The organism is Micromonospora sp. LOL_014 (assembly GCF_048060245.1).
Lineage (GTDB): Bacteria > Actinomycetota > Actinomycetes > Mycobacteriales > Micromonosporaceae > Micromonospora_E.
Genome location: NZ_JBHMIP010000019.1, coordinates 84,597 through 106,145, shown reverse-complemented (window position 1 = coordinate 106,145; position 21,549 = coordinate 84,597). Strand labels below are relative to the sequence as shown.

27 protein-coding genes, 1 tRNA gene and 2 pseudogenes are annotated in these 21,549 nt (G+C 71.0%); 13 read left to right on the top strand and 17 right to left on the bottom strand.

What is annotated here, in order from left to right:
- The first annotated feature begins 22 nt into the window (after positions 1-22).
- The 4 genes from ACFHW1_RS18025 to ACFHW1_RS18010 all read left to right on the top strand — a co-directional run bounded on the left by ACFHW1_RS18025 (position 23) and on the right by ACFHW1_RS18010 (position 2,365).
- Positions 23-409 (top strand): hypothetical protein, encoded by a 387-nt coding sequence (locus tag ACFHW1_RS18025; protein ID WP_416615743.1) that lies wholly within the window; start codon positions 23-25, stop codon positions 407-409.
- Positions 406-1,359 (top strand): hypothetical protein, encoded by a 954-nt coding sequence (locus ACFHW1_RS18020; RefSeq protein ID WP_416557270.1) that lies wholly within the window; start codon positions 406-408, stop codon positions 1,357-1,359. The genes ACFHW1_RS18025 and ACFHW1_RS18020 overlap by 4 nt, the downstream gene beginning before the upstream one ends.
- A 67-nt stretch (positions 1,360-1,426) precedes the next feature.
- Positions 1,427-1,939, top strand: coding sequence for a hypothetical protein (locus ACFHW1_RS18015; protein ID WP_416557271.1), 513 nt, complete (start codon positions 1,427-1,429; stop codon positions 1,937-1,939).
- A 102-nt stretch (positions 1,940-2,041) separates the two neighbouring features.
- Positions 2,042-2,365 carry a hypothetical protein gene (locus tag ACFHW1_RS18010; RefSeq protein ID WP_416557272.1) on the top strand — a complete coding sequence of 108 codons (324 nt, stop codon included), beginning with the start codon at positions 2,042-2,044 and terminating at the stop codon, positions 2,363-2,365.
- A 43-nt stretch (positions 2,366-2,408) separates the two neighbouring features.
- Here the strand turns inward: ACFHW1_RS18010 and ACFHW1_RS18005 are convergent, their stop codons facing one another.
- Complete coding sequence (locus ACFHW1_RS18005; RefSeq protein WP_416615742.1) at positions 2,409-3,104, bottom strand: LuxR C-terminal-related transcriptional regulator; 696 nt, start codon at positions 3,102-3,104, stop codon at positions 2,409-2,411.
- Positions 3,105-3,499: 395 nt separating this feature from the next.
- Between ACFHW1_RS18005 and ACFHW1_RS18000 the strand changes: the two are divergent.
- Positions 3,500-3,583 (top strand): annotated as a pseudogene (locus ACFHW1_RS18000) (DsbA family protein); the annotation flags it as partial.
- A 232-nt stretch (positions 3,584-3,815) separates the two neighbouring features.
- Here the strand turns inward: ACFHW1_RS18000 and ACFHW1_RS17995 are convergent.
- The gene (locus ACFHW1_RS17995) at positions 3,816-4,193 is read right to left on the bottom strand and encodes a hypothetical protein (RefSeq protein WP_416615764.1); all 378 of its coding nucleotides are present in this window, start codon (positions 4,191-4,193) and stop codon (positions 3,816-3,818) included.
- Positions 4,194-4,453: 260 nt separating this feature from the next.
- Between ACFHW1_RS17995 and ACFHW1_RS17990 the strand changes: the two genes are divergently transcribed.
- Positions 4,454-5,359 carry a hypothetical protein gene (locus ACFHW1_RS17990; protein ID WP_416557592.1) on the top strand — a complete coding sequence of 302 codons (906 nt, stop codon included), beginning with the start codon at positions 4,454-4,456 and terminating at the stop codon, positions 5,357-5,359.
- Positions 5,360-5,400: 41 nt separating this feature from the next.
- Here ACFHW1_RS17990 and ACFHW1_RS17985 read toward each other — a convergent pair whose 3' ends face one another.
- From ACFHW1_RS17985 to ACFHW1_RS17955, 7 genes and pseudogenes are all read right to left on the bottom strand, one after another.
- Positions 5,401-5,529 (bottom strand): hypothetical protein, encoded by a 129-nt coding sequence (locus tag ACFHW1_RS17985; protein WP_416615740.1) that lies wholly within the window; start codon positions 5,527-5,529, stop codon positions 5,401-5,403.
- 256 nt (positions 5,530-5,785) lie between these two features.
- Positions 5,786-5,920, bottom strand: a pseudogene (locus ACFHW1_RS17980) (transposase family protein); the annotation flags it as partial.
- Positions 5,921-6,339: 419 nt separating this feature from the next.
- Positions 6,340-6,792, bottom strand: coding sequence for a ChaB family protein (locus ACFHW1_RS17975; RefSeq protein ID WP_416557562.1), 453 nt, complete (start codon positions 6,790-6,792; stop codon positions 6,340-6,342).
- 83 nt (positions 6,793-6,875) lie between these two features.
- On the bottom strand, positions 6,876-7,259 hold the full coding sequence (locus ACFHW1_RS17970; protein ID WP_416615739.1) for a DUF1622 domain-containing protein: 384 nt from the start codon (positions 7,257-7,259) through the stop codon (positions 6,876-6,878).
- A gap of 94 nt (positions 7,260-7,353) precedes the next feature.
- Positions 7,354-7,665, bottom strand: coding sequence for a hypothetical protein (locus ACFHW1_RS17965; RefSeq protein ID WP_416557564.1), 312 nt, complete (start codon positions 7,663-7,665; stop codon positions 7,354-7,356).
- Positions 7,631-8,650: a hypothetical protein gene (locus ACFHW1_RS17960; protein WP_416615738.1), complete on the bottom strand. Its 1,020-nt coding sequence runs from the start codon at positions 8,648-8,650 to the stop codon at positions 7,631-7,633. Before ACFHW1_RS17960 ends, ACFHW1_RS17965 begins: the two co-directional genes overlap by 35 nt.
- Positions 8,598-9,065 (bottom strand): hypothetical protein, encoded by a 468-nt coding sequence (locus tag ACFHW1_RS17955; protein WP_416615737.1) that lies wholly within the window; start codon positions 9,063-9,065, stop codon positions 8,598-8,600. The genes ACFHW1_RS17960 and ACFHW1_RS17955 overlap by 53 nt, the downstream gene beginning before the upstream one ends.
- Positions 9,066-9,285: 220 nt before the next feature.
- On the opposite strand from ACFHW1_RS17955, the gene ACFHW1_RS17950 reads away from it, so the two are divergent.
- Positions 9,286-10,248 (top strand): MFS transporter, encoded by a 963-nt coding sequence (locus tag ACFHW1_RS17950; RefSeq protein ID WP_416615735.1) that lies wholly within the window; start codon positions 9,286-9,288, stop codon positions 10,246-10,248.
- Complete coding sequence (locus ACFHW1_RS17945) at positions 10,227-10,406, top strand: hypothetical protein (RefSeq protein ID WP_416568426.1); 180 nt, start codon at positions 10,227-10,229, stop codon at positions 10,404-10,406. Before ACFHW1_RS17950 ends, ACFHW1_RS17945 begins: the two co-directional genes overlap by 22 nt.
- A gap of 395 nt (positions 10,407-10,801) precedes the next feature.
- Here the strand turns inward: ACFHW1_RS17945 and ACFHW1_RS17940 are convergent.
- From ACFHW1_RS17940 to ACFHW1_RS17915, 6 genes are all read right to left on the bottom strand, one after another.
- Positions 10,802-10,875: transfer RNA gene (locus ACFHW1_RS17940), tRNA-Ala, on the bottom strand.
- A gap of 142 nt (positions 10,876-11,017) precedes the next feature.
- The gene (locus tag ACFHW1_RS17935) at positions 11,018-11,845 is read right to left on the bottom strand and encodes a hypothetical protein (protein WP_416568447.1); all 828 of its coding nucleotides are present in this window, start codon (positions 11,843-11,845) and stop codon (positions 11,018-11,020) included.
- Between the two features lie 148 nt (positions 11,846-11,993).
- On the bottom strand, positions 11,994-12,635 hold the full coding sequence (locus tag ACFHW1_RS17930; protein WP_416568427.1) for a GNAT family N-acetyltransferase: 642 nt from the start codon (positions 12,633-12,635) through the stop codon (positions 11,994-11,996).
- Positions 12,632-13,951: a gephyrin-like molybdotransferase Glp gene (gene glp / locus ACFHW1_RS17925; RefSeq protein ID WP_416556202.1), complete on the bottom strand. Its 1,320-nt coding sequence runs from the start codon at positions 13,949-13,951 to the stop codon at positions 12,632-12,634. Before glp ends, ACFHW1_RS17930 begins: the two co-directional genes overlap by 4 nt.
- Entirely contained in the window at positions 13,948-14,907 is a 960-nt protein-coding gene (locus ACFHW1_RS17920) for a UTP--glucose-1-phosphate uridylyltransferase (RefSeq protein WP_416568428.1), read from the bottom strand. The genes glp and ACFHW1_RS17920 overlap by 4 nt, the downstream gene beginning before the upstream one ends.
- Positions 14,908-14,916: 9 nt before the next feature.
- Positions 14,917-17,262, bottom strand: a complete 2,346-nt coding sequence (locus tag ACFHW1_RS17915; RefSeq protein ID WP_416556281.1) for a diguanylate cyclase — start codon at positions 17,260-17,262, stop codon at positions 14,917-14,919.
- A 126-nt stretch (positions 17,263-17,388) separates the two neighbouring features.
- Between ACFHW1_RS17915 and ACFHW1_RS17910 the strand changes: the two genes are divergently transcribed.
- Complete coding sequence (locus ACFHW1_RS17910; RefSeq protein WP_416556204.1) at positions 17,389-18,075, top strand: 5-formyltetrahydrofolate cyclo-ligase; 687 nt, start codon at positions 17,389-17,391, stop codon at positions 18,073-18,075.
- A gap of 100 nt (positions 18,076-18,175) precedes the next feature.
- On the top strand, positions 18,176-18,544 hold the full coding sequence (locus ACFHW1_RS17905; RefSeq protein WP_416556205.1) for an FmdB family zinc ribbon protein: 369 nt from the start codon (positions 18,176-18,178) through the stop codon (positions 18,542-18,544).
- Positions 18,545-18,573: 29 nt separating this feature from the next.
- On the opposite strand, the gene ACFHW1_RS17900 is transcribed toward ACFHW1_RS17905, so the two are convergent.
- Entirely contained in the window at positions 18,574-18,756 is a 183-nt protein-coding gene (locus tag ACFHW1_RS17900; protein ID WP_278171565.1) for a hypothetical protein, read from the bottom strand.
- 118 nt (positions 18,757-18,874) lie between these two features.
- On the opposite strand from ACFHW1_RS17900, the gene ACFHW1_RS17895 reads away from it, so the two are divergent.
- The 3 genes from ACFHW1_RS17895 to ACFHW1_RS17885 all read left to right on the top strand — a co-directional run bounded on the left by ACFHW1_RS17895 (position 18,875) and on the right by ACFHW1_RS17885 (position 20,618).
- A complete protein-coding gene (locus tag ACFHW1_RS17895; RefSeq protein WP_416556207.1) occupies positions 18,875-19,195 on the top strand; it encodes a translation initiation factor 2 in 321 nt (106 codons plus the stop codon).
- 116 nt (positions 19,196-19,311) lie between these two features.
- Positions 19,312-19,731, top strand: coding sequence for a Fur family transcriptional regulator (locus ACFHW1_RS17890; RefSeq protein WP_416556208.1), 420 nt, complete (start codon positions 19,312-19,314; stop codon positions 19,729-19,731).
- Entirely contained in the window at positions 19,728-20,618 is an 891-nt protein-coding gene (locus ACFHW1_RS17885; protein ID WP_416615733.1) for an oxygenase MpaB family protein, read from the top strand. Before ACFHW1_RS17890 ends, ACFHW1_RS17885 begins: the two co-directional genes overlap by 4 nt.
- Here the strand turns inward: ACFHW1_RS17885 and ACFHW1_RS17880 are convergent.
- Complete coding sequence (locus ACFHW1_RS17880) at positions 20,581-21,537, bottom strand: PD-(D/E)XK nuclease family protein (RefSeq protein ID WP_416615731.1); 957 nt, start codon at positions 21,535-21,537, stop codon at positions 20,581-20,583. The genes ACFHW1_RS17885 and ACFHW1_RS17880 overlap by 38 nt on opposite strands.
- Between the last annotated feature and the right edge of the window lie 12 nt (positions 21,538-21,549).

Sequence of the window (21,549 nt, the reverse complement as noted above, 5' to 3'; positions counted from 1 at the left end):
CGACGGGCAGATGGAGGATCACGTGACGAACAGTGAGCCCAACAGCGGCACCAGGTTGGGCGCGGACCTGTACGGGCTCTGGCGTGCCGGCCGGGACAATCTTCCCACCGTGGCGGCGGTCTACTCGGCGGCCGGTGACGCCCTCGATGCTGCCGCCATCGGCGTCGCCGGGGCATTCGTCCGCTCGGGCAACCTGCCCGGGGTGCCGTACGGTCCGGCCTACCAACCGTGGGTCGAGCTGCACGACATCCTGACGAAGATCTGCCACGACACGGCCGACAACATCGAGGCGACGGCGGACGCGCTCTGCGTCGCCACCGTCGAGTACGCCCGTGCCGACTACGAGGCGGCCAGTGAGTTCGCTCGGTTGTTGGAGGTCAACGGCGAGCCGAGGGCCGACATCGGATGAGCTTTGACAACCTGATGCAGCACGCGTACGAGATCCAGCAGCAGGCGACGTTGAAGGCGCTGACCGACTCCGGGGCTCGTCCGGCAGCCCTGGCCGGTGAACCGCAACTGGCACCGTGGCAAGGTGAGCAGGAGACCCGCCAGCGGGTCGAGCAGATGTTCGGCGACATTCCAGAGCTGTTCCAGGCGTTCGCCGAGATGCCCGACCCAGCAGCGTTCGACGGTCGGCTCAACGAGCTCCGACGCTCCATCGAGGAACTGTCATCGGGATCGGTGTCGGAGGACCCGATCAGTGGCAACATCTATCCGGCGAACCCGCGGCTCGACGAGATGCTCGACGCGGAGAGTCACATCGAGAGCTGGACAGGCCGGGCAGCCATGGAGTTCAAGAGCAACTTCATCTCCCCGTTCCCGTCGATCGTTCACAACCAGTTCATGGGGATCGCGGTTCTCCGGGCCGCGCTGGACGCGGAGCGGGAGATCTGGGTCCGGGCGCGCGACGACATCGACAAGATCGCCCACGACACGATCACCGCGCTGGACCGGATGGACGACTGCGGCAAGAACGAGTGGGTGATGACCTTCACCGTGGTCTCGTCGGTGGCGGCGGTGGCCGGTGTGGCGCTCGCCCCGGTCAGCTTCGGGCTCTCGCTGGGGTTGACCGCTGTCGGGGCCTCGTCGCAGGTGGCGGCTGCCGGGGTGCCCGATGACCCGCCGGCGGTCCGGTTCCAGGGTGAGACGGCGCAGGCGGTCGTCGACTCGATGCGCGATGCCATCCGGCTGCTGCACGGTTATATCGCCGAGCAGGAGCAGAAGATTGCCGACGCGCTCACCAGTTGCTGCCAGGCCGTGGCGCAGCAGCGAAACAGCTTCGTCGCGAAACGGCCGGCGCTGGCCGACGCGACCCAGTCCAACGTGACCGGGCCGCTGTTCATGGGCTACTCGACCTGACGGCGACCGGACACCTCGACTATCTACACGCCCACTTCGACGACGACAAGGACTGGGGGAACGGATCGTGGGACTGCTGGCAGATCGGCTCGACAACATGCACGTGACCGCGGACGCGCCGGGCGGCGCGATCTCCGGTGAGCTGCGCGGCCGCGACTGCGTACGGGTCACCTTCGCCGCTGGCCGCTACCAGTGGCTGGACGAACGCTATGTCGAGCAGCAACTGGCCGGGCTGGGCCGGCTGTTGTGGGCGGGCAGGATGAAGGCGTACTGGGCGGCGGTCAGCGAGGCGCTCGGCACTGCGGTGTCCGGCGAGGACCCGCCGGTCGGGCCGCGCGACGTCGACTACCAATCGGCCCGGGGCGGCATCGTCGCCGAAGGCCGCTCCGACGATGGTTCGGTGCAGATCGAGGTCTGCGGCATGCGGGACTGGACGGTGCGGATCGTGCCGGGCAGCCTGCGCCGGTTCCGGGAGGACGAATTTTCGGTACGCGTGCAGCAGGCCGCCACCGCGCTGATCCGCGACCAGTTTGCCCAGGTCCGTTCCTTGAAGGACAACATCTACGGTACGGCCGGATAGTCCGGCCGGCAGGGGTGTGACCGCCGTCAAGTTGCCGACACGGTTTCGGCTGACTCCGCACGGGAACGCCAAGGATCGATACGGTGGTCAGGGGAGGCGGTCATGCCGGTTGCAGCGGACACCAGTTCGGTCACGGAGTCGACGGTCGGTGCGTGGGGCGCCCGATGGATCGTCGGGGCGGCGCTCGGACAGATCGTCTTCGGCGGCACGGTGCGGCTGGTGCTGGCGGTCCTGATGGGGGCCTTGCTCGGCGGCCTCGGCGTCTGGTTGCTGATGCGGCTCCGGGCGGCCCGCCACCCGGAGCAGATCCACACGCGCGCGGAACAGGCACACCCGGAACAGATCAGACCGAAGCAGACCCGAGCGAAACAAACTCCGGCGCCGAGGATTCGCTATTCACCGCTGGCGCCGCCCGGCCGACGCTGAGCCGGGCCGACACTGCGGCTGGCCGGCCGTCGGCGCTGCCGGCCTAGGCGTGCTGGGCGGCGGCTGAGGTCCGGGCGCGCGGCCGGACGTGTTCCCGGGCCTCGGGTGCCAGCCGGGGTGGCCAGCTGCCGGGCACCAAGACCCCGCAGTGGTACGCCCAGGCGACCAACGCGGTCCGGTTGGTGACCCGCGCCTGGCGCAGCAGCGCGGTCACGTGGTACTCGACGCCCTTGCGGCTCAGGTGCAGACTGGCGGCCAGTTCGGCGGTCGAGGCGCCGCCGGCCAGCCCTTCCAGCACCCGGGCACCTACCTCGGTCAGCTGCGGGCGGCGTACCCGGTTCTCCGGGGTGAGCAGCATCAGCACCGAGTCGGCCGGCGGCTCCGTCCCGCGTACCGCCACGGCGGTGATGTGGCTGGAGGCGAGGCGGCCGCCGGTGGTGGTCACCTCGGCCAGGCCGACGAAGTGCGGGTAGGCGTCGGTCAGCAGGATGCTGAACCGGTGGCGGAACCAGGCCCGCCGGTCCGGGTGCAGCACCAGCTCGAACGGACGTCCGGCAAGCTGCGCGCCCGACCAGCCGATCCACCGGGTCAGGCCGGCCGAGACGCGCACCACCCGGCCGTACCGGTCGAGCTGCAGGGCCCGGGCGTCGGGCCGGAGCCCACCGATCAGGTCGGGGTCGGCGCCGGCTGCCAGGCCGGGTTCCGTACGGGCAACGCTGATGATGCTGGCAGTCTCCACAGAAGGTACGTTGCCCGGCTCGACTGCTCATTCGGCAGTCCATTCTCTGCTTGCTTCGCCCCGGTTGCTGCCTGCTTCGGCCCGGTTGTTCCAACTTCAGGCCCGGTTCTCGCTTACCGCAGTCGATAAACCACTCGGTGCACGTGGCTCAGTCGGTCAACGCACACCCACCTGATGCGCCGTCATCGTGTCAGCCGGGCGCCGGCCGCTCCACCTGCTACTGGGCAGTACCCCAAAATGTGTGCCAAGGGATGTCACCGACGAGGGCGTCTCGCACGTTGCCCCCGGCGGCGACGCGGCACCAGTTGGCCTCGGCGGGACCAACCCGGGCCTGGAAGGTGACAATGACGACCTCAACGACCGGCGGCCGGGCCGACGCCGCCACCGACCCACTGGTGCGGATCGACGTGTGGTCCGACGTGGTCTGCCCGTGGTGCTACATCGGCAAGCGACGGCTACACACCGCGTTGGAGCAGTTCGCCTCGGCGAACGGGCTCGGCGGGCCGTTGCACGAGCGGCTGATACGGGCGCACCTGACCGAAGCCGCAGTGCTGGACGATCCACAGACCCTGGTCCGGCTCGCCGTCGAGGTCGGCCTGAACCGCGCCCGTCAACCTCGGCGGCGTACCCGTCGCCGTGGACCACCTGCTCGGCGTCGCCGATGCCAGGGCCGCCCGCCGGCTGGGCGCCACCGGGGTGCCGTTCTTCGTGCTAAACGACCGGTGAGGGATCCCCCGGGTCGTAGCGCAGCCGCACGTCCGGCCTCGGGTCGACCGGCTCCAGCAGGACCCGGCCGTCGACCAGGGCCAGGGTGGTCTGGCCTGGCCACCGGTACGCGGGTGGAAGGTCACCGAGATCCGCCCGGCGCGGACCGGGCCGGGCGATGTCCCAGGCGTGGATGTTCATCTCGTTGAGCAGATGGGAGTAGAGGCCGGCGACCGGCAGCTGGGCGGCGCCGAGCCAGCTCACCTCATGATCCGGGTCGGCCGCGTCGGCCAGCCGGGTCAGCTCCGCGACGTCAGCGCGCAACCGGGCCGCCAACGCCGGCACGTCGCGCTCGGTGAACTGTGGCAGCACCCGCCGGTTCATCTCGGCGACGGTGTCGACCGGCGTAGCACGTCTGGAGCGGAGGTGGCGGCGCACCGCCACTGGTCCGAGGTGACCGGCATGGCTCAATCCTGGCCGTTGCCGGTGTCGCGGAGTTGTCGCGGATTGCCGTCTTGGGCGTCATGCGCATCGACCGGCACAATGCGGGCAAGATCTGAGAGGACAGCAGCGTCCGCCACACAAATGATCGGCGCATGACTATCTCCAGGAGTGGATCTCCACAGCCCCAGACCATCCCACCGGTGTCCGGCTATCCGGCCCCGGTCGCCCGGACCCGGATCGCGCTGCTCGGCGCCGCGGCCGGAGTGCTGCTCGCGGTGCTCTGGTCATACGACTTCGTCGACCACGTGATCGGTGACAACGTCGCGAACGCACTGCTCGGCCACGACGCCAAGGCGACCGCGATCGGCGGTACCGTCGCCGGCCTGGTGTTCGCCTTCGTGACCGGGCTGGCCGGCACCTTTACCGCCTGCAACGTGGCGATGGCCGCGTCGATCGGTCCGATGAGCCAGGCCAGCGGCGGCGCGGCGATCCGCGCCGGGCTGCGCAGCCTGCTGCGGCCGATCGGCTGGCTCACCCTCGGCATGGTCGCCGTCGCCGGGGCGTACGGCTTCATCGGGGTGCTGCTCGGCGACCGGCTGCCGCAGCTGTCCACTGGCTCGGTCGGCGGGCTGCCGGTACGCCTGATTCAGTCCATGGTGGTATTCGGGCTGATCGGGCTGGCCTTCGCCTACCTCGGGCTCGCCGCGCTCGGCGTACTGCCGGATCCGTTCGCCCGCCGCCCGGTGGCCCGGGTGGTTACCCTCGGTGCGCTTGTCGGCGGCTTCCTGATCGGCCGGCCGTACCCGCTGTTCAACAAGCTGTTCGTCTGGGCGGTGGACAGCGGCAATCCGCTGTACGGCGCCGGCGCGTTCGTCCTGCAGTCGCTGGGCAACATCGTCATTGTCTCGGCGGTGTTCGCGCTGCTCGTCATGGTCACCCGGGGCGGGCTGATCCGCTGGCTGGCCGCCGATCCGGCCCGGACCGCCGCGGTCACCGGCGGGCTGCTGATCGCGCTCGGTGTCTTCATGGTCGTCTACTGGGACGTCCGGCTGCCGGCGATGTTCGACTACGGCTGGTTCCCCACCATGCCCTACAACAGCCACTGAGCTGCCGGCGGCCGCAGTGACCGGGTGACGCGTACGCAGGGTCAACCGCCGTATCCGTTGGCGACCACCTGCTTTGCCCGCTCGGCGTAGACGCCCGGGTCGGCCGGCAGCACCGTACCGAGTCCGTCCACGTAGCAGTTGAACATGCAGAACGCCGCCGTGACCCGCACCAGGCGCGGACCTGGGTCGTGCTCGTCAACGGCAACCGCGCCCGGATCGACGCGGTCCGGGCCGAGGCGCACCGCCGCCGGGTGAAGATCCACAGTGCTTTCCGGAGTACCAGGCGTCGATTGTCTCGCCCTTGATCGACCGGGTGGTCTCGGCCAGTCGGTCGCAGTCGAACAGTTTGCCGTCGAGGATGACGTGGGGCCAGCCGTCGGCGGCGACCCGGCGAAGGGCGGTGTGCAGGTCCTCGGCCCGGGAAGCGAGGACCGTGACGCCCTCGGTGAGGTAGCGGTAGGCGGTTGCCCGGGAGATGCCGAAGGCGGTGCCGAGCAGGGTGACGTCGTCGCCTTTGCGGAACCAGACGAGCACGAACAACGCCTGGCGGAAGCAGGTCAGGGCGCGGGTGCCGGTGCGGGTGCCGAGGGCGCGGCGGTGGGTGGCGAGCAGTCGGCTGACGTACTGGACGAGTTCCCTGGGGACGTCGAGGGATTGCGCAGCCTCCGGTGGCCCGCCGCGCTACGAGCATCACAAGTACCGATCCGGCACGCTTCTTTGGTGTTGCCTTGCCCCGGTGAACCATCAAGGCCGATACGACAAGATTCACCGCACCGCTGGCCGAATATTGGCCACAATCGCCGAACGGGGCAGCCGAGATTGGCATTCTGGAAGAGGACGCGCTGGAGCCCGGTCCGGAAGAATTCCGGGATGGCGGCCCGCGCCCCTCGGACCACCCGCAAGGACGCGTGACCCGATCCCGGCTGTAGCCGGGACCGGGTTACGCGGTCAGTCGCGGACGTTTCAGGTGTGTCAGGCGGTCACTTCCTACGGGCCTTCGCGGTCGCCCGCGCGTTCGCCTTCTCAATTGCCTTGACCAGGTCGTCCTTGTTCATGTCCTGCGGGTGGTCGATGCCTACCTGGCGCGCCACGTCGTCGAGGTGGCCTTTGCTGGCGTTGGCGTCGACCCCCTGGGCGGTCTCCCGGGGCTGGCGCAGCGACCGGGGCGTGCCCTGGGCCGCCTGTGGATCGGACGGGCCCAGGCTGTCCTTTGGCTGCCAGTGGTCGCCGACCTTCTCGTGGCTGTGTTTCAACGAGGCGTACGCCGCACGGTGCGCCCGCGCCGGATCGTCGTAGCTCTCCTCGGCCGACTCCAGGGTCTTCTTGTAGGTCCGTACGGCCTTGTCGTCGGAGCGGGCGATCGTGCTGGGCACGTCGTCGCGCATCTGCTCGGCCTGCTGGTGCTTATCGGCCTTCTCCCGCTTGGCAACCATCGTTCCTCCTCACGGACGTCGTCGGCGCCGGGGGGCGGCACTGAGTTTCGCCGTACCGCATCCCATACCCGCGATGCCGCCGGTCATGCCTGTGGATCCATCGCCGTGGCGTCGTCGCCGGTGCGACGTCGCCGGCCCCACGGCCACCGGCCGTCCAGCTCGACCTCCAGGGAGAAACTGAGGAAGGTACGCACCGCGACGATCATTGCCAGCACGCCGACGCTCTGGAAGGTCGGCGAGATCGCCACGGTACGGATGATGTCCCCGGCGACAAGAAACTCCAGCCCGAGCAGGATCGCCCGGCCAATGTCCTGCCGGTACCGGCGGTAGGTCCCCCGCATGTTCCGCTCACGAAACGCGCCACGCAGGTAGAGCACCGTGCCAACGACTAGGCCGGTAAGGATGATCAGCACACCGAGGGCGTCAACCGTCGTACCGATGACCAGGACAGCTGTCTCGAAGTTCATCCCTGACCACGATGTCCGTCTCGGTTGACGCCCGGTGCACGACCAGGGTAAATCGCGCTAGACGCTCACGGAGCGGGATCTCAGATTTGGCCCCTCAGCTGCCCTCGATCCAGGCCTTCAGAAACGCCCGGCCCAGGTAGCCGGCGATCATCCAACTGTCGAGCGCGCTCAGCACCCGGAAGTCAACCGCTCCGACGATCATAGCGATGGTCAGGCTGAGCACGGCGACCCCGACGACGAGCGTGATCAGCCCCAGTGCCCCGACCTTTAACTGCTGGCCGCTGCCCAGGCTTTGAAACCGGGCGGTCGCCCCACCGCCGGCGACGCCCGCCCGGGGATGCCGCCCGGCCGGGACTGCGGCGTCGGCCAGATCAGCGGTGGCACCCTCGTAAACCGTTGGTTCCAACTGCAGGCTGACGCCGTCGTCCCCGATGAGCTGACGGCCACCGTCCGGCCAGGCCAGCATCGCCGCACAACGGTCGTAGCGCACCGATACCGCCTGCCCGGACTGCCCGGGCCCCGGCGACGAGGCTGACCTCCTCCGCCCCGACGATCAGCTGCTGGCCGTCCAGCCCGCCCAGTCCACGGTGGCTGGTGCCGGAAAGCAACCCCACCAGGCCCGGCTCGGCCCGGGTGAAACCGGCCCAGTCGGCGCTCCGGCCACGGGGCGTCATCAGCAGCGACGACGCGTGCGCGGTGGTTGCCACCGCATGCACCGACTCGACGGTAACCTCCTTCAACTGCCGGGTCAGGTCGTCGCTGGACCGCACCGGACGGCCGGTGAGCAGGTTGAACGCGATCGACGGCAGCCGCGCACCGTCCGCTTCCACGCTGGACAACGCATCGGTGGCCCTGCCGACGACGGCAGCCACGTCCGCTTCGTCGATCCGACCCACCCGGATCCTGGCCAGTACGTCGACGAAGCCGCCGAGAACCGCGTCTTCCTTGCCGTTGGGGGCGTCCGTGAGGGCGGTGACCACCGCATTGCCATCACCTCGTGGCTCGTAGCTGGTGGCGGTCGTGTAAGACAGGCCGTCCCGCTGCCGCAGCGCCCGGTACAGTTCCCGCTCGACGACATCGTTGAGCACCCGCGCAGCCGCCCCGGCGGGCACCACCGCGTCCATTGCGGTCGCCCGACCCGGCCCGTAGAAGAACGCCGGCGTACCTGCCAGCGCCGACGAGGCAGCAGGAGCCGGCATCCGGGTCCCGGACGGCAACTCCAGCCGCAGATCTGGCGGCAACTCGGTACCGGCCAGCCAGAGCACCGCGTTCTCCCGGGTGAAGTACCGGGCCGCCCACTCCTGCAGGTCCTCGGCGGTGATCGCAGGCAGTCCGAGCTCAGCGAACGCACCCAGCCCGTAGTCCCGCGCGCCGTAGCGCCACAGCGGCAACTGGTCGGTGGCGGCAGCCGTCCGGCCGGCCCACTCGGTGTCCAGGATTGCCTTTTCGGGTGTCCAGGCGGTGCACCGGCAGTTCCCGCAACGACCTGCACACCCCGGTCAAAAAGGTGGTGATGTCGTCGACGGAGCCCGACAGGTGAAAGTGAGTCACCACGCTACCGGTGGTGCCGTTGTAGTGGTAGTCGGCGGCGCCGAGCGGATGCAGCACGAGATGTTCGAGCAGATGGGTGAGGCCACGCCGGGCCAGCACCAATACAGCGCGGAAACTGATGCCTCGAAGGCAGAGCGCTATAGCGACATCCGAATGGCTGCCGCAACCTGTTTGGCGCAGAGCTACGCCGGCGACCACCGCCGAGCGTGCCGAGGCCTTCCGCGGCGCCCGGATCATCGGGCAGAACGGCTTCATCAAGGTATTCGATGGGGCCGACGCCGACGCGCTGTCGGTCCTGCTGGCAGCCCCTCGCGACGACGAATCGGCGGCGCGCAGGGCATGACCAGAACGACGCCCACCCGTCCGGATCGCCCTGGGCATGCGAACGGTGACATTCGGCGTCCGCTCGCCTCCCCTCTACCTGGCGGCGAGGGTCCTCTCCCTTGGCCGTAGGGCGTGGTTCACCTGCTGGGCAATGTTCCTGACGCGGTTCGCGGGCCTCTCCACGACCGAGTTCGCGATCGGCATCACGGTCGCGGGCGTCGTGGGCCTTGTCCTCGGCGGACCGGCCGGATATCTCGCCGACCGGCTCGGTGCACGCGAGACGCTGATGGTGATCGGTGCGGTGCAAAGGCTCGCCGTCTGCTCGTTCGCTTTCACGCGGCAGTTCTGGGGCCTCGCCGCGATCACCTGTCTGGCCGTCGGCGCGGAACGCACGGCACCGGCCTTTCGGATCGCCCTCATCGCCGGCCTAACCAGCGGCGAGCAGCGGCTGAACAGCCTCGCCACGGCCCGCTCGCTGACACAGAGCGGGATGGTGGTCGGCGCGCTGCTCGGTGCGCTGGTCCGGTCCCTCGACAACCGCCCCGCGTACGTGTCCCTCGTTTTCGGCTACGGCGCCGCCTGCTTCTGCTTCACCCTGCTGCTGACCCACGTCCCGCACGTGGCGTCGCTTCGGGACCGGAAAGTCCGGCGCAAGGCTCTGGCGGTACGTGACCGGCCCTTCCTCGCCATCTGCGGCTTCAACGGCATGCTGGCCCTCAGCTGGGCCCTGCTGGACGTGGTGCTGCCGCTGTGGATCAGCGCGCACACCGGCGCGCGCCCCGCTGGATCATCGGCGTGCTCATCGGCGGCGACGCCGGCGCCGGCGTCGCCCCGCAACGGCGTGCGGTCCGGCACGCCGACCGGGTTGCGACGGCGGCCCGGATGGGGCTCTGGTCGGGCTTGGCGCTCGCGGTGTCGTGCCTCGTCTTCGCGGCCTCCTATCACCGGTCGGGCACCGTGGTCGTCGCCGTACTTGCGGTCGCAGCGGCCGTCCACGTCGCTGGCGAGCTCGGCTTCGTCAGCAGCGGCTTCGGCCTTTCGGTCGCGCTGGCCCCCGACGACGCCCACGGCGAATATCAAGGCATGCTCGGCATGGCACAGTCCGGGGCGCTGATACTGGCGCCCGGTCTGCCGACGGTGCTGCTGGTTGACTGGGGCGTCGGCGGCTGGTTCGTGCTCGCCGCGTTCTTCCTTGCCGGCGGCGTCGGAACACTACGCTCCGCTGCCTGGGCGCAGCGCCAACACGTTGAACGAATCGGGGAGGGAGTCTGATGCCCTCCATTGAGTTCTTCGGCTACGACGCCGAGGAGCGCGCCCGGATAGAGTAACGGGTGCGTGAGCGGCTGGTCAGCGAGAACTTCCGCATCGACTGCGTCTTCGTGGCGGGCCAGCCGACCGTCGTCCGCGACTGGCGGGGTCAAAACGCCGCCGATCGTCGGGGTGAGCACTCGCTCGGAGCAGCGCGCGGCCCGCTTCAAGGAACTGCTCGCCGCCGTCTGCGACCTTGCGGTCGTACGCAGCCGCATTGCCGCCCTCAGCCCGCTCCTTGATCCTGAAGCTGCTGGGAGTCGTACGACTCCCTGTGGGGGTTCCGGGGGGTGATTTGAGATTGCATAGAAAGACGTATGCCCTGACTGGCGTTGTCGCTGGTCAGGGCATAGATTATGTGGAGCTGAGGGGATTCGAACCCCTGACCCCCTCGATGCGAACGAGGTGCGCTACCGGACTGCGCCACAGCCCCAGAATCGGGTGATCCGCTGCCAGACCAGCAGTGGACCGGCGACAAGGCTAACAGGTCGGGCACCCGACGCGCGAATCGATCCCGCCCGGGCGCGCGGGTCTACCCGGCACGCACCCCGGCTCCCACCACACCTCGACGCCGGTCAGGACCGGCCGTCGTAGCTGCGGCCGGCCTCGTAGGCACGGCCCCGCAGTCCGCCCGTGCGGCGGTAGGAGACCGACCCGCCGACCCCACCGCTGGCCGCCGCCGGCAGGTCACGCGGCCGGTCCAGGCCCATCGCGGCGCGACGCATCACCTCCCGCTGGGCGGCGAGCCGGCGCTGCTGCTCCCGGCGGGCAGCGGCCCGTCGGGCCTGCTCACGGCGCACCTCGGCCTGCCGGGCGGCCAGCCAGGCCGCTTCCCGGGCGCGGTGCCGGCGGCGACGGCGGTCGGCGATCGCCCGGTTGCGCAGATGCACCAGGTACACGGCGAGCAGCACCGCAGTGACCGCGAAGCTGATCCAGAAGCCGGGGCCGACCACCAGCACCCCGATCAGCTCGACCAGGTTGAGCAGCAGCAAGGCGGCGAAGACCCGCCGGCGGCGAACCACTGCCGGGGTGTGCCGACGGGCTGGGGCACGGCGCGGTCGGACACCGGCAGTCGGGACGAGCCGCAGCCGGCCACCCCGTCGACCGGCGCCTGGCCGACCGCCGGCCGGCAGCGGAGCGGACGGATCGTTGAACGACTCGGCGTCGGGCGCCGTACCACCTTCCGGACCGGCAGCGCGGCGCACGGTAAGCCGGCGGGGCGGGTTGACCGGCCGTTTCCCGGGCACGGTGCGACGACGGCGGCGGCGTTGCAGCACCCGCGCCGTCGACTGCGCCCGCTCCGCCACCAGGCGCTCGGTAGCGTCGTACCGGCGGACCAGCGCCGGTGCGAGGGCGAGCAGCCCGGCGGCGGCGAGGACGGCGAGGAGCACCGAGGTCGGCACCCTCACCCCTCCCGTCACCCCGAGGCAACCCGCCACCCATGCACGGACATGAAGGCTTGATAGGTTGCCGTACCTTCTCGTTACTTGAGGTTACGGGCGTCCGACCAGGAATTTTGTACGCCGCGCCGACCATGGCCGGCGGTTGTGTTCAGTGGGCGCTGGCCTGCAGCCGTCGCCAGCGGGCCAGCAGTCCCCCTTCGACCAGCACATCCTCGCTGGTCAGGGCATATCCGATGTGGTCACGCCAGGCACCGTCGATGTGCATGTAACGACGATGATAGGACTCCTCACGGAAACCGAGCTTCTCAACTACACGCCGTGACGGAATGTTCTCCGGTCGGACGTTGACCTCGATGCGGTGCAGTCCGCCGGCGGCGAAGGCGTGGTCCACTGCCAGGGCCAACGCGGTCGGGATCACCCCCCGCCCGGCGACCGAAACGTCCACCCAGTAGCCGGCGTAGCCGGAGCAGAACGCCCGCCGCACGATGTTGCCGATGTTCAGGTGACCCACCAGCCGTTCGGCACCCGCCTCGACCAGACAAACCGCGAACGGCATACTCTCACCGCGCCGCGACTGTCGACGCTGGTCACGGTAGAGGTAGCGGAACGCGTCCGGCGAGTTCAGCTCGTGCCACGGGCCTGGCGGCGCTGGCTCCCACGGGGCCAGCCAGGGCTGGTTACGCCGCCGGACCGCCGACCATTCGGCGGCGTCACTGCGACGGTACGGGCGCAGCAGCACCGGACCGTCGGTGAGCACCACCGGCCAGCCCGGAGCCTCGTCCCCGATCACCGCTGCCGGTCCAGCAGCAACACGTCGACGGTAGACCCGGCGGCGGCGGTGGTCACCCGCTCACCGAGCACCAGCAGGCCGTTCGCCTCGGCCAGCCCGGACAGGGTGAACGGCCCGCCGGGCAGCGGCTGCACGGTGTAGCCGCCGCCGCGCCGCTCCGCGACGTTGGCCGGACGGAACTCCCGCAGGCCGACCGGCGACGACACGGTCTCCAGCAGATGGGCACGCACACTCGGCCGGAACACCGGCTCGGCACCGGCCAGCAACTGGATCACCGGCCGGGCCAGCACCTCGAACCCGACCAGCGTGGAGCCGGGCTCCCCGGGCAGGCAGACCACGGGCACCTCCTCGGCTCCGACCGTACCGAATCCGAGGGCTGTTCCGGGATAGAGCGCGACCTCGGTGAAGGTGACCGGCCCCGCGCGGCCCCCTTCCCGTCGGCTAAAGATCCGCCGGACCATGTCGCCGGGCCCGGTGCCGGTGCCGCCGGTGGTGATGATCAGATCGGCCCGCATCGCCTGATCCTCGAGCAGCCCCCGCAGCCCCTCCGGATCGTCGTCGCAGATACCCACCCGGTACGCCAGCGCGCCCACCTCGGCGACAGCTGCGGTGAGCGCGTGCGAGTTGGCATCCACCACCTGCCCCGGCTGGCTGCTGCGGCCCACGTCGACCAACTCGTCACCGGTCGCCACGATCACCACCCGCGGGCTGGGCCGGACCACCACGTGCCCGATCCCGGTGGCGGCGAAGACCGCCACCATCGCCGGCGTCACGTAGGAACCGGCGCGGGCCAGGACCGCCCCGGCCGGCAGTTCGTCGCCGGCCCGCCGCAGCCCTGACCCGCGCCGGGGCACCTGGAAGATCTCCACCGCGGCCATGCCCTGATCGGTCCAGTGGATCGGCACCACCACGTCGGCGGCGATCGGCAACGGCGCCCCGGCCGCCACCGAGAAGCAGGTGCCCGGGGTCAGCCGGACCGGCCGCCAGCTCGCCGCGCCCAGGTCGCCCACCACGTTGAGGCGCACCGAGCGGGGTACGCCCGGGGTCGCCGACCGGCTGGCCGGGATCACCCTGCTCCCCCGGCCGGCCGAGGCGATGTCCTCCCAGCGTGCCGCGTAGCCGTCGATGACGGCCTGGTCAAACGCGGGAAAGGCGTGCGGCGCCACGACATCCTCAGCGAGGAGGTTGCCGTGCGCCTGGGTCAGGTCGAGGTCGAGCGGCGGCAGCGGCCGAATCCTGCGCAGCACACTGCCCAGGTATTCGGCGAGCGGCGTCAGCTCGTTGAAGGCCGCCTCGGCACCGGCCGTCGCGGTCATGTAGAGGGTACCCCTGGCGCGTCGGCCACGAACTCCTTCAGCCACGCCCGGAACTCGTCACCAAGCCCTTCCCGCTGACAGGCGATCTGCACCACGGCCTGCAGGTAGCCCAGCGGCGCCCCGGTGTCGTAGCGGGTGCCCCGGTAGACGATGCCGTGCACCGGTGTCCCCTCGGCCAGCAGCATCGCCATCGCGTCGGTCAGCTGAATCTCGCCGCCGCTGCCCGGCTTGGTCCGCTTGATCGCCTCGAAGATGTTCGGTGGCAGCACGTAGCGGCCCAGCACCGCGAGGTTGCTCGGAGCGTTCTCGGCCGACGGCTTCTCCACCAGCCCGGTCACCCGGACGATGTCGGCACCGTTCTGCACCGACTCGGCGGCCGGTTCGACCGACGCGATGCCGTACCGCTTCGTTTCGGTCGGCGGCACCTCCATGAAGGCCAGCACGATCCCGCCGGCTCGGGCCTGCAGGTCGATCATGGCCGGCAGCAGCGGGTCGTTCTCGTCAACGAACTCGTCGCCGAGCAGCACCGCGAACGGTTCGTTGCCGACGTGGCTCTGCGCGCAGCCCACCGCGTGGCCCAGTCCGAGCGGCTCGTGCTGGCGGCAGGTGTAAATCTCGGCCAGCTCGCTCGGCCGCCGAATCGCGGCCAGCCGCTCCTGGTCGCCCTTGTCGGCGAGCCGGCCTTCCAGGTAGGGCTGCCGGTCGAAGTGGTCAACCATGGAGGTCTTGCCACGGCCGGTGATCAAAAGTACGTCGTTGATCCCGGCGGCGGTGGCCTCCTCGACGATGTACTGCAGGACCGGCCGGTCGACCAGCGGGAGGAGTTCCTTCGGCACGGCCTTGGTGGCCGGCAGGAACCGGGTGGCGAGCCCGGCGGCGGGGATGACCGCCTTTACCGCCCGCTGATCCGCGTTGGCGGTGAGGGTCGTTGCTGGGGTGGCTGCATGCTCCGACATGCCGCGAGACTATCGGCCACGGGTCTGTCGCGGCGGCTGTGGCCCGAAAGACGCGCCGCCACCGCGCGACGGTCCGCCCTCCGGGGTGGCCGCGCCGCCGCCCGCCGGTACCCGGGTCGACCGGGCCGGCGCCCGGTCAGCGACGTGGAAAGTGTCCCGGCCAGCTGCTTTCGCGGCGTACAGTGCGTCGTCGGCGGCGTCGAGGACCTCCTCGCCGTCGCCGGCGTGGTCCGGGTAGACGGCAATGCCGATCGATACCGTTACCGACACGGTGGCGTGTGCCCGCCGGCCGGCCCCAGCGTACGGCTCGACTTGGATCGGGCGGTCGCGGATCGCGGCACAGAGTCGCTCCGCGACGGTGGCCGCGCCACGGACGTCGGTCTCCGGCAACAGCACCACGAACTCCTCGCCGCCCTGCCGGAAGGCCAGGTCCACCTCACGGATCTCGGCGCGGATCCGGCGGGCGAACTCGACCAGGACACTGTCCCCGGCCGCGTGCCCGTAGGTGTCGTTGATGTCCTTGAACCGGTCCAGGTCGAGCACGAGTATGGCGAGCATCCGACCGAACCGGTTGGCCCGTTCGATCTCCCGGTGGATCGACTCCCGCAGGTGCCGGTAGTTCCACAGCCCGGTCAGCGGGTCGGTCACCGACAGCCGCTCGGCCTCCTTGTGCATCCGTACGTTGTTGACCGCCACCGCCGCATGCCCGGCGAAGGTCCGCAGCGTCATCAGATCGGCGTCGTCGAACTCGTCGCCGCCGAGCCGGTCGTAGACGGCCAGCACCCCGAACGCGGCGGGCGCGCCCGGACCATGCCGGCCGGGGGCACGCTGCCCACCCGCCCCGGGCACCCCCACGCCGAGCTCATCGGTCCAGTTCGGCACCGAGAAAGGCACCGCGACATAGGTCCGGCAGGCCGGCTCGTACGCCGACAGGGCCGGACCGTCGCGTTCGATCCGTCCCCGTTTCGGCTGACCGCTGACGGCCACCGTGCCGAGCAGTCCACTGCCGAGCGGCACGTGCAGCGTCCCGTCCGGCCCCGCCTGGCTGGCGGCCGGGTCCGGTCCCGCCGGCTGATTGACCGCCGGGCCGGTGCCCGACGACGTGGTGGCCGGGTCGGTGCCGGCCGGGGTCGTCCGGTTGGACGACTGGCCGACCAGCACCCCGGCCGCCGGGTCGAGCACCAGTACGGCACCGTCCCGCGCCCCGGTTGCGGCCAGCGCGGTCTGCAGAATCACCCGCAGGATGCGCTGCAGATCGTGGGTGCTCGACAGGGTGTCGCCCAGAATCGTCAGCTGGCCGCGCAGCTGGTCCCGGCTCGCGGTCAGGGCCTGCACGTACGCCTGCGCCTCGCGGGTCATCCGGTTGAAGATGGTGGCAAGCTCGCTCACCTCGTCCGAGCCGCGTACCGGGACCCGGGCGGCCAGGTCACCGTCGACCACTCGGCTCGCGGCGTCGGCGAGCTCGGCCAGTGGCTGCGTGGTGGACCGGGCCAGCCACCAGGCGGCGACCACCGCGAGCAGTCCTGCCAGGACGACTGTCGCCACCAGCACCGCGTACAGACCGGACAGCTGGTCCCGGGGGGTGGACAGCACCATCGGCAACAGCTGGCCGTCGTCCGGGCCGAGCCGGCGCACCTGCCGGCCGCCGTCGGTCCAGCTGGTCCCGCCGTCGGCGAGCCGGCCGGCGGTGGCCACCACGTTGCCCCGCACCTGGGACGGCTCGGTGCTGTGCACCACCGTGGCCCGGTCGGTGTCGGCGAGCAGGGTGATGCCCACGCCGGTGGACGCGGCGAGCCGGGCGACGAGGTCGGCATCCAGCAGTTTGACCGCTGACACCTGACCGGCCAGGGCACCGTTCTCGTCCCGGACCTCGGCGAAGGCCGCGAGGGTCGGCATCGCCCCGCTGCCACCGGTGCCGTCCGGCGCGGGCACCGTCGCCGACCCGGCACCGTCCGGCGACCCGGTGCCTGTGTCCGCCGATGGCGCCTGCCACGACTGTCCGCTACCGGTGCTGCCACTTCCACCGTTGTCGTCCTGCCCGCTCGCACAGTCGACCCAGGGCGCCGACGGCGGGTCGGCGGTGGCCACGATCGACGCACCGTCCGGGCCGATCACCTGGACTGCGGAGGCGAGGCCACGGGCCACCGCCTGGTCGGCGGCAACGGCCAGTCGGGCTGGATCGGGCAGCAGCAGAGCCACCGCGCCCGCGGCAGCCTCCAGCTGGCTGCACAGCGCGTTGACCGAGGTGCCGACGCTGGCGGTGGCCAGGTCGAGGCGTTCGGTGGACCGGCTCTGCCCGACCGCCGCGACGGTAGCGCCGACAAAGAACGCCCCGAGCAGGACCGGCCCGAGCACGACCGTGAGGAAAGCGGTGGTCAACCGTCCGCGCAGGGTCACGCTTCCCCCAGAGGATTCTGCACCTGATGGTGCGATGCTGACACAAGCCAGATATTCCGCAGCGGTTGCCACCAGGAGTGTTGAGTGTCGGATTTTCCCGATGGAGCGAACGCCTGTTCATCGATCAAGGACAGACTCCGTGCTGACATTCTCGCCCAGCGGCGCAAGCTGACGCCCGACCAGCTCACCCTGGCCGGTAGCCGGGTCAGGGCCACCGTACGTCAGCTGATCGATCTGGTCAGGCCGGCGCAGGTCGCCGGGTACCTGCCGATCGGCAGCGAACCTGGTGGTCCGGGGCTCGCCGGCCTGCTCGCCGAGGCGGTCGGCGGACCGGACCGGGTGCTGCTGCCGGTCCTGCTGCCCGACCGGGACCTCGACTGGGCCCGGTTCGACGGGCCGAATTCAACCGGTACGTCGGGCCAGACCGGCACATCCGGCCAGACCGGCGCGTTCGGCCGGACAGGAACCTCCGACCGGAAAGGCACCGCTGGACTGCGGCAACCGGCCGGTCCCCGGCTGGGCCGCGCGGCGGTGGCCGACGTCGAGCTCGTCGTGGTGCCGGCCCTCGCCGTCGACCACCACGGCGTACGGCTGGGTCGTGGTGGCGGCTCCTACGACCGCGCGCTCGCCCGGGTGCCCGGTGGCGTACCGGTGGTCGCCCTGCTGCACGACGGCGAGCTGCTGCCGCACGTCCCAGCCGAGCCGCACGACCGACCAGTGTCAGCGGTGATCACACCGTCGGAGGTGCGCTGGTTCACTCCCGCACGGTGAGCTCTGCCGCTTCCCGCTGGACGTAGTGGGGTCCAATGGCGGATCATTGGCACTCGAATGGGTTGAGTGCCAGATGGCCTAGCCAGTGTCGGAGGAGACCGTGCCTACGTACCAGTACGCCTGCACCGCGTGCGGACACCAGCTTGAGGCGGTGCAGTCGTTCACCGACGAGCCCCTGCGCGACTGCCCGTCGTGCACCGGGCGACTTCGCAAGGTGTTCAACTCGGTGGGCATCGTCTTCAAGGGCTCCGGCTTCTACCGGACCGACTCGCGCAACGGCCAGGGCGGCGACTCGACCAACGGTTCCTCGGCGCCGTCGTCGGACAAGCCCGCGGAGAAGAAGGACGCCGCGGCGTCCACCGGCGGCAAGACCGACAGCGGTGGCAGCTCGTCGAACAGTTCCGGCGGCACCTCGACGTCCGGCGGCTCGACCAAGGCACCTGCCGCAGCGGGATCGACGAACAGCTGACCCGGACCGACGGCGGGCAGACCGACCAGTCAGCTCCAGTGCGGTGGACGCTCGGCCAACAACCAGGCGTCGTCCGAGCTGGTGGTCCGCTCGCCCCAGCCCAGGTCGGTGTCGTCGCTGGTCTGCTCGGGCAGCAGCGGCGCGTCGTCGTCGCTCAGGTCGACGAGACGATCGTCGTCACCACGGCCGTCCGGCACGGTGAGGCCGGTCACCGCTCATCCGTTGTTCGCACCCCACCAGGTTACCGCCCCGGCCGGTGAGCCGTCGGAGCCCGGCACCGCGCTGGCCGAGCCGTCGGAGCGGGCCGGTGAATTGATAGCGTCGTCTGCCGTGACCACAGATGACGGCGCGGGCGACGACGCGTACTGGCGGCGCCCGGACCCGGACGCCCCCGCCGGTGGACCGGGCAGCTCGGCCGGTGCCGGGCCAGTCGGCTACAGCGGGCCACCGGTCGGCAGCCCGCCGCCGCCCGGCTGGCGTCCGCCGGTGGTGGTCAATCCGGCTCCGCCCGGCACGCTGCCGCCGCAGGACCTGGCCGCGCTCGACGGTGCGGAGCGCAACGCCCGCACGGTCACCTACGGCGTCGGAATGATCGCCGCCGCTGTCATGATCATCCTGACTTGTCTGCTCTGCTCCCGGCTGGTGTTCTGACCGGCGGACCTGGCCCAGGCGCACCGCGCGGCAACCACCCGAACCCGCTGTGGCCACCGCCACGATGCCCATGGTTCTATCTTGTACCGCGCCCACCTGCGTGTTTCGATGGACAGATGCCGGCCGAGGAGGAGTTGCGCAGCCGGGGTCTGCGGGTCACCCGGCCGCGGCTCGCCGTCCTCGACGTGCTCGCGCAAGGCGGGCATCTCGGCGTGGACGAAATCGCCCGCCAGGTGCGCAGCCGCATCGACTCGGTCTCCACCCAGGCGGTCTACGACGTGCTGAACGTCTTCGCCGAAGCCGGTCTGGCCCGGCGGATCGAGCCGGCCGGTGACGCGGCCCGCTACGAGCGACGCACTGGGGACAACCACCATCACGTGGTCTGCCGCGAGTGCGGCGTGGTTGCCGACGTCGACTGCGCGCTCGGCACCGCGCCATGCCTGGAGCCGACCGCCGACCACGGATTCGTGATCGACGAGGCGGAAGTCACCTTCTGGGGGTTGTGTCCCGACTGCCAGGCGAGGGCGGCCCGGTGACTGCCGACGACGACCTCGGGCTGTTCGGTCCCGGATCGGTCACCTGGCGGGTGCACGACGAGCCGATTCTCGTCGTCGCCGGGCTACGCAGCCTGTACCTGCAGGCGCTGCACCCGAGGGCGATCGCCGGAGTGGCGCAGAACTCGAGCTACCGAAGTGACCCGTTCGGTCGGCTGATGCGCACGTCCACCTATGTTGCGACCACGGTCTGGGGCACCACCGCCGAGGCGGACGCCGCCGCCGCCCGGATCCGCCGGCTGCACGCCCGCCTGCGGGCCACCGACCCGTCCACCGGCACCGAGTTCCGTGTCGACGAGCCCGACCTGCTGCGCTGGGTACACGTCGCCGAGGTCGAGTCGTTCCTAAACACCGCCACCCGCGCCGGCCTGCGGCTGACCCCGGCCGAGGCGGACCGCTACTACGCCGAGCAACGGCGCAGCGCGGCACTGGTCGGTCTCGCCCCGGACAGTGTCCCCGGCAGCGCGGCCGATGTCGACGCGTACTACCGAGCGGTCCGACCGGACCTGCGGATGACCCGCGAGGCGGCCGACACCGCGCTGTTCCTCACCGCCCCGCCGGTACCCGGTCAGCTCAGTCTGCCGTGGCGGCTCGGGTTGGGTTTCGGCCCGCCCCGGCTGGCGTACCTGGGTGTGGCGGCCACCGCGATCGGTCTGCTGCCGGCCTGGGCCCGACGCATGTACGGCGGCCTTGGCCTGCCGACCACCGACCGCTGCGCGGCGGTCGCCGCCCGGGGCCTGCGGTTGGCGTTGCGGGCGGTGCCGCGCAACCTGGTGGAGGGACCGATCCGCGCCGCCGCGCGCAGCCGGGCAGAACGGGCCGCCGCCCCGGTCACTCCTGCGGCGTACACGGCTGCGGTGGCGCCGTGAGCAGCCGCTCGACGGCGGCCCACTGCTGCTGCTCCGGGTAGCCATCGCCGGCCGGGCACACCCGCCGGTAGTCGCACCAGCCGCAGAGCGTGCCCGGCGACGCCGGAAACGCCTCGTCCGGGTCTGCGCCGTCGGCGACGGCCCGCGCCGCACCGGTGATGTCCCGGGCCGTCGCCTCCGCCCGGGTGACCTGCCGGTCCAGCGATTCGCTGCTGTGTTCGAAGGAGCTCACCGTACCGGTCGGCAGATGGTGCAGCTCCACCCGCCGGCAGGGCCGGCGGAAGACCCGCTGCGCGGCGTACGCGTAGAGCGCGAGCGCCTGCGAGCCACGCGCGTCGTCGGACGTCAGCCCGGCCCGTCCGGTCTTGTAGTCGACGATCACCGCCTCCGGACCGTCCGGGCCGGTCCGGGCGTCGATTCGGTCGGCCCGACCGTTGAAGGCCAGCACCGACGTCTTAGCCGCCACCACCCGTTCGACACCGAGCGGCTCGACGGCCGGGTCGAGCTGGTCCAGGTACGCCTCCAGCCACTGCAGGGCCTGCCGGTACGCGGCGCGTTCCTGCTCCTCGTCGCGGTACCCGTCACGCACCCAGGTGCCCTTGAGCAGGGCTGCCGCCGCCTCTGGACGGCGCTGCTCCGCCGGGCGGGCGAACCAGGCCCGCAGCGCGGTGTGCACGCTGGCGCCGAGTGAGTTGTGCGCCCACGGCGGGCCTTTGGGCGGCGCCGGCCGGTCGACGTAGCTGTAGCGGTAGCGACGGGGACAGTCCGCGAACGCGGCCAGCTTGCTCGGCGTACAGACAAAGAGCCGCTCGGGCATACCGTCGAAACCGAGCTGCTCGGCCTGGGCGGGACGGGCAGCCGTGGCCGGACGGGCGGCGCCGGAGGACCGCCGGCCCGACGGGGAGGAAGGTCGGGACACGTCCCTGATCCT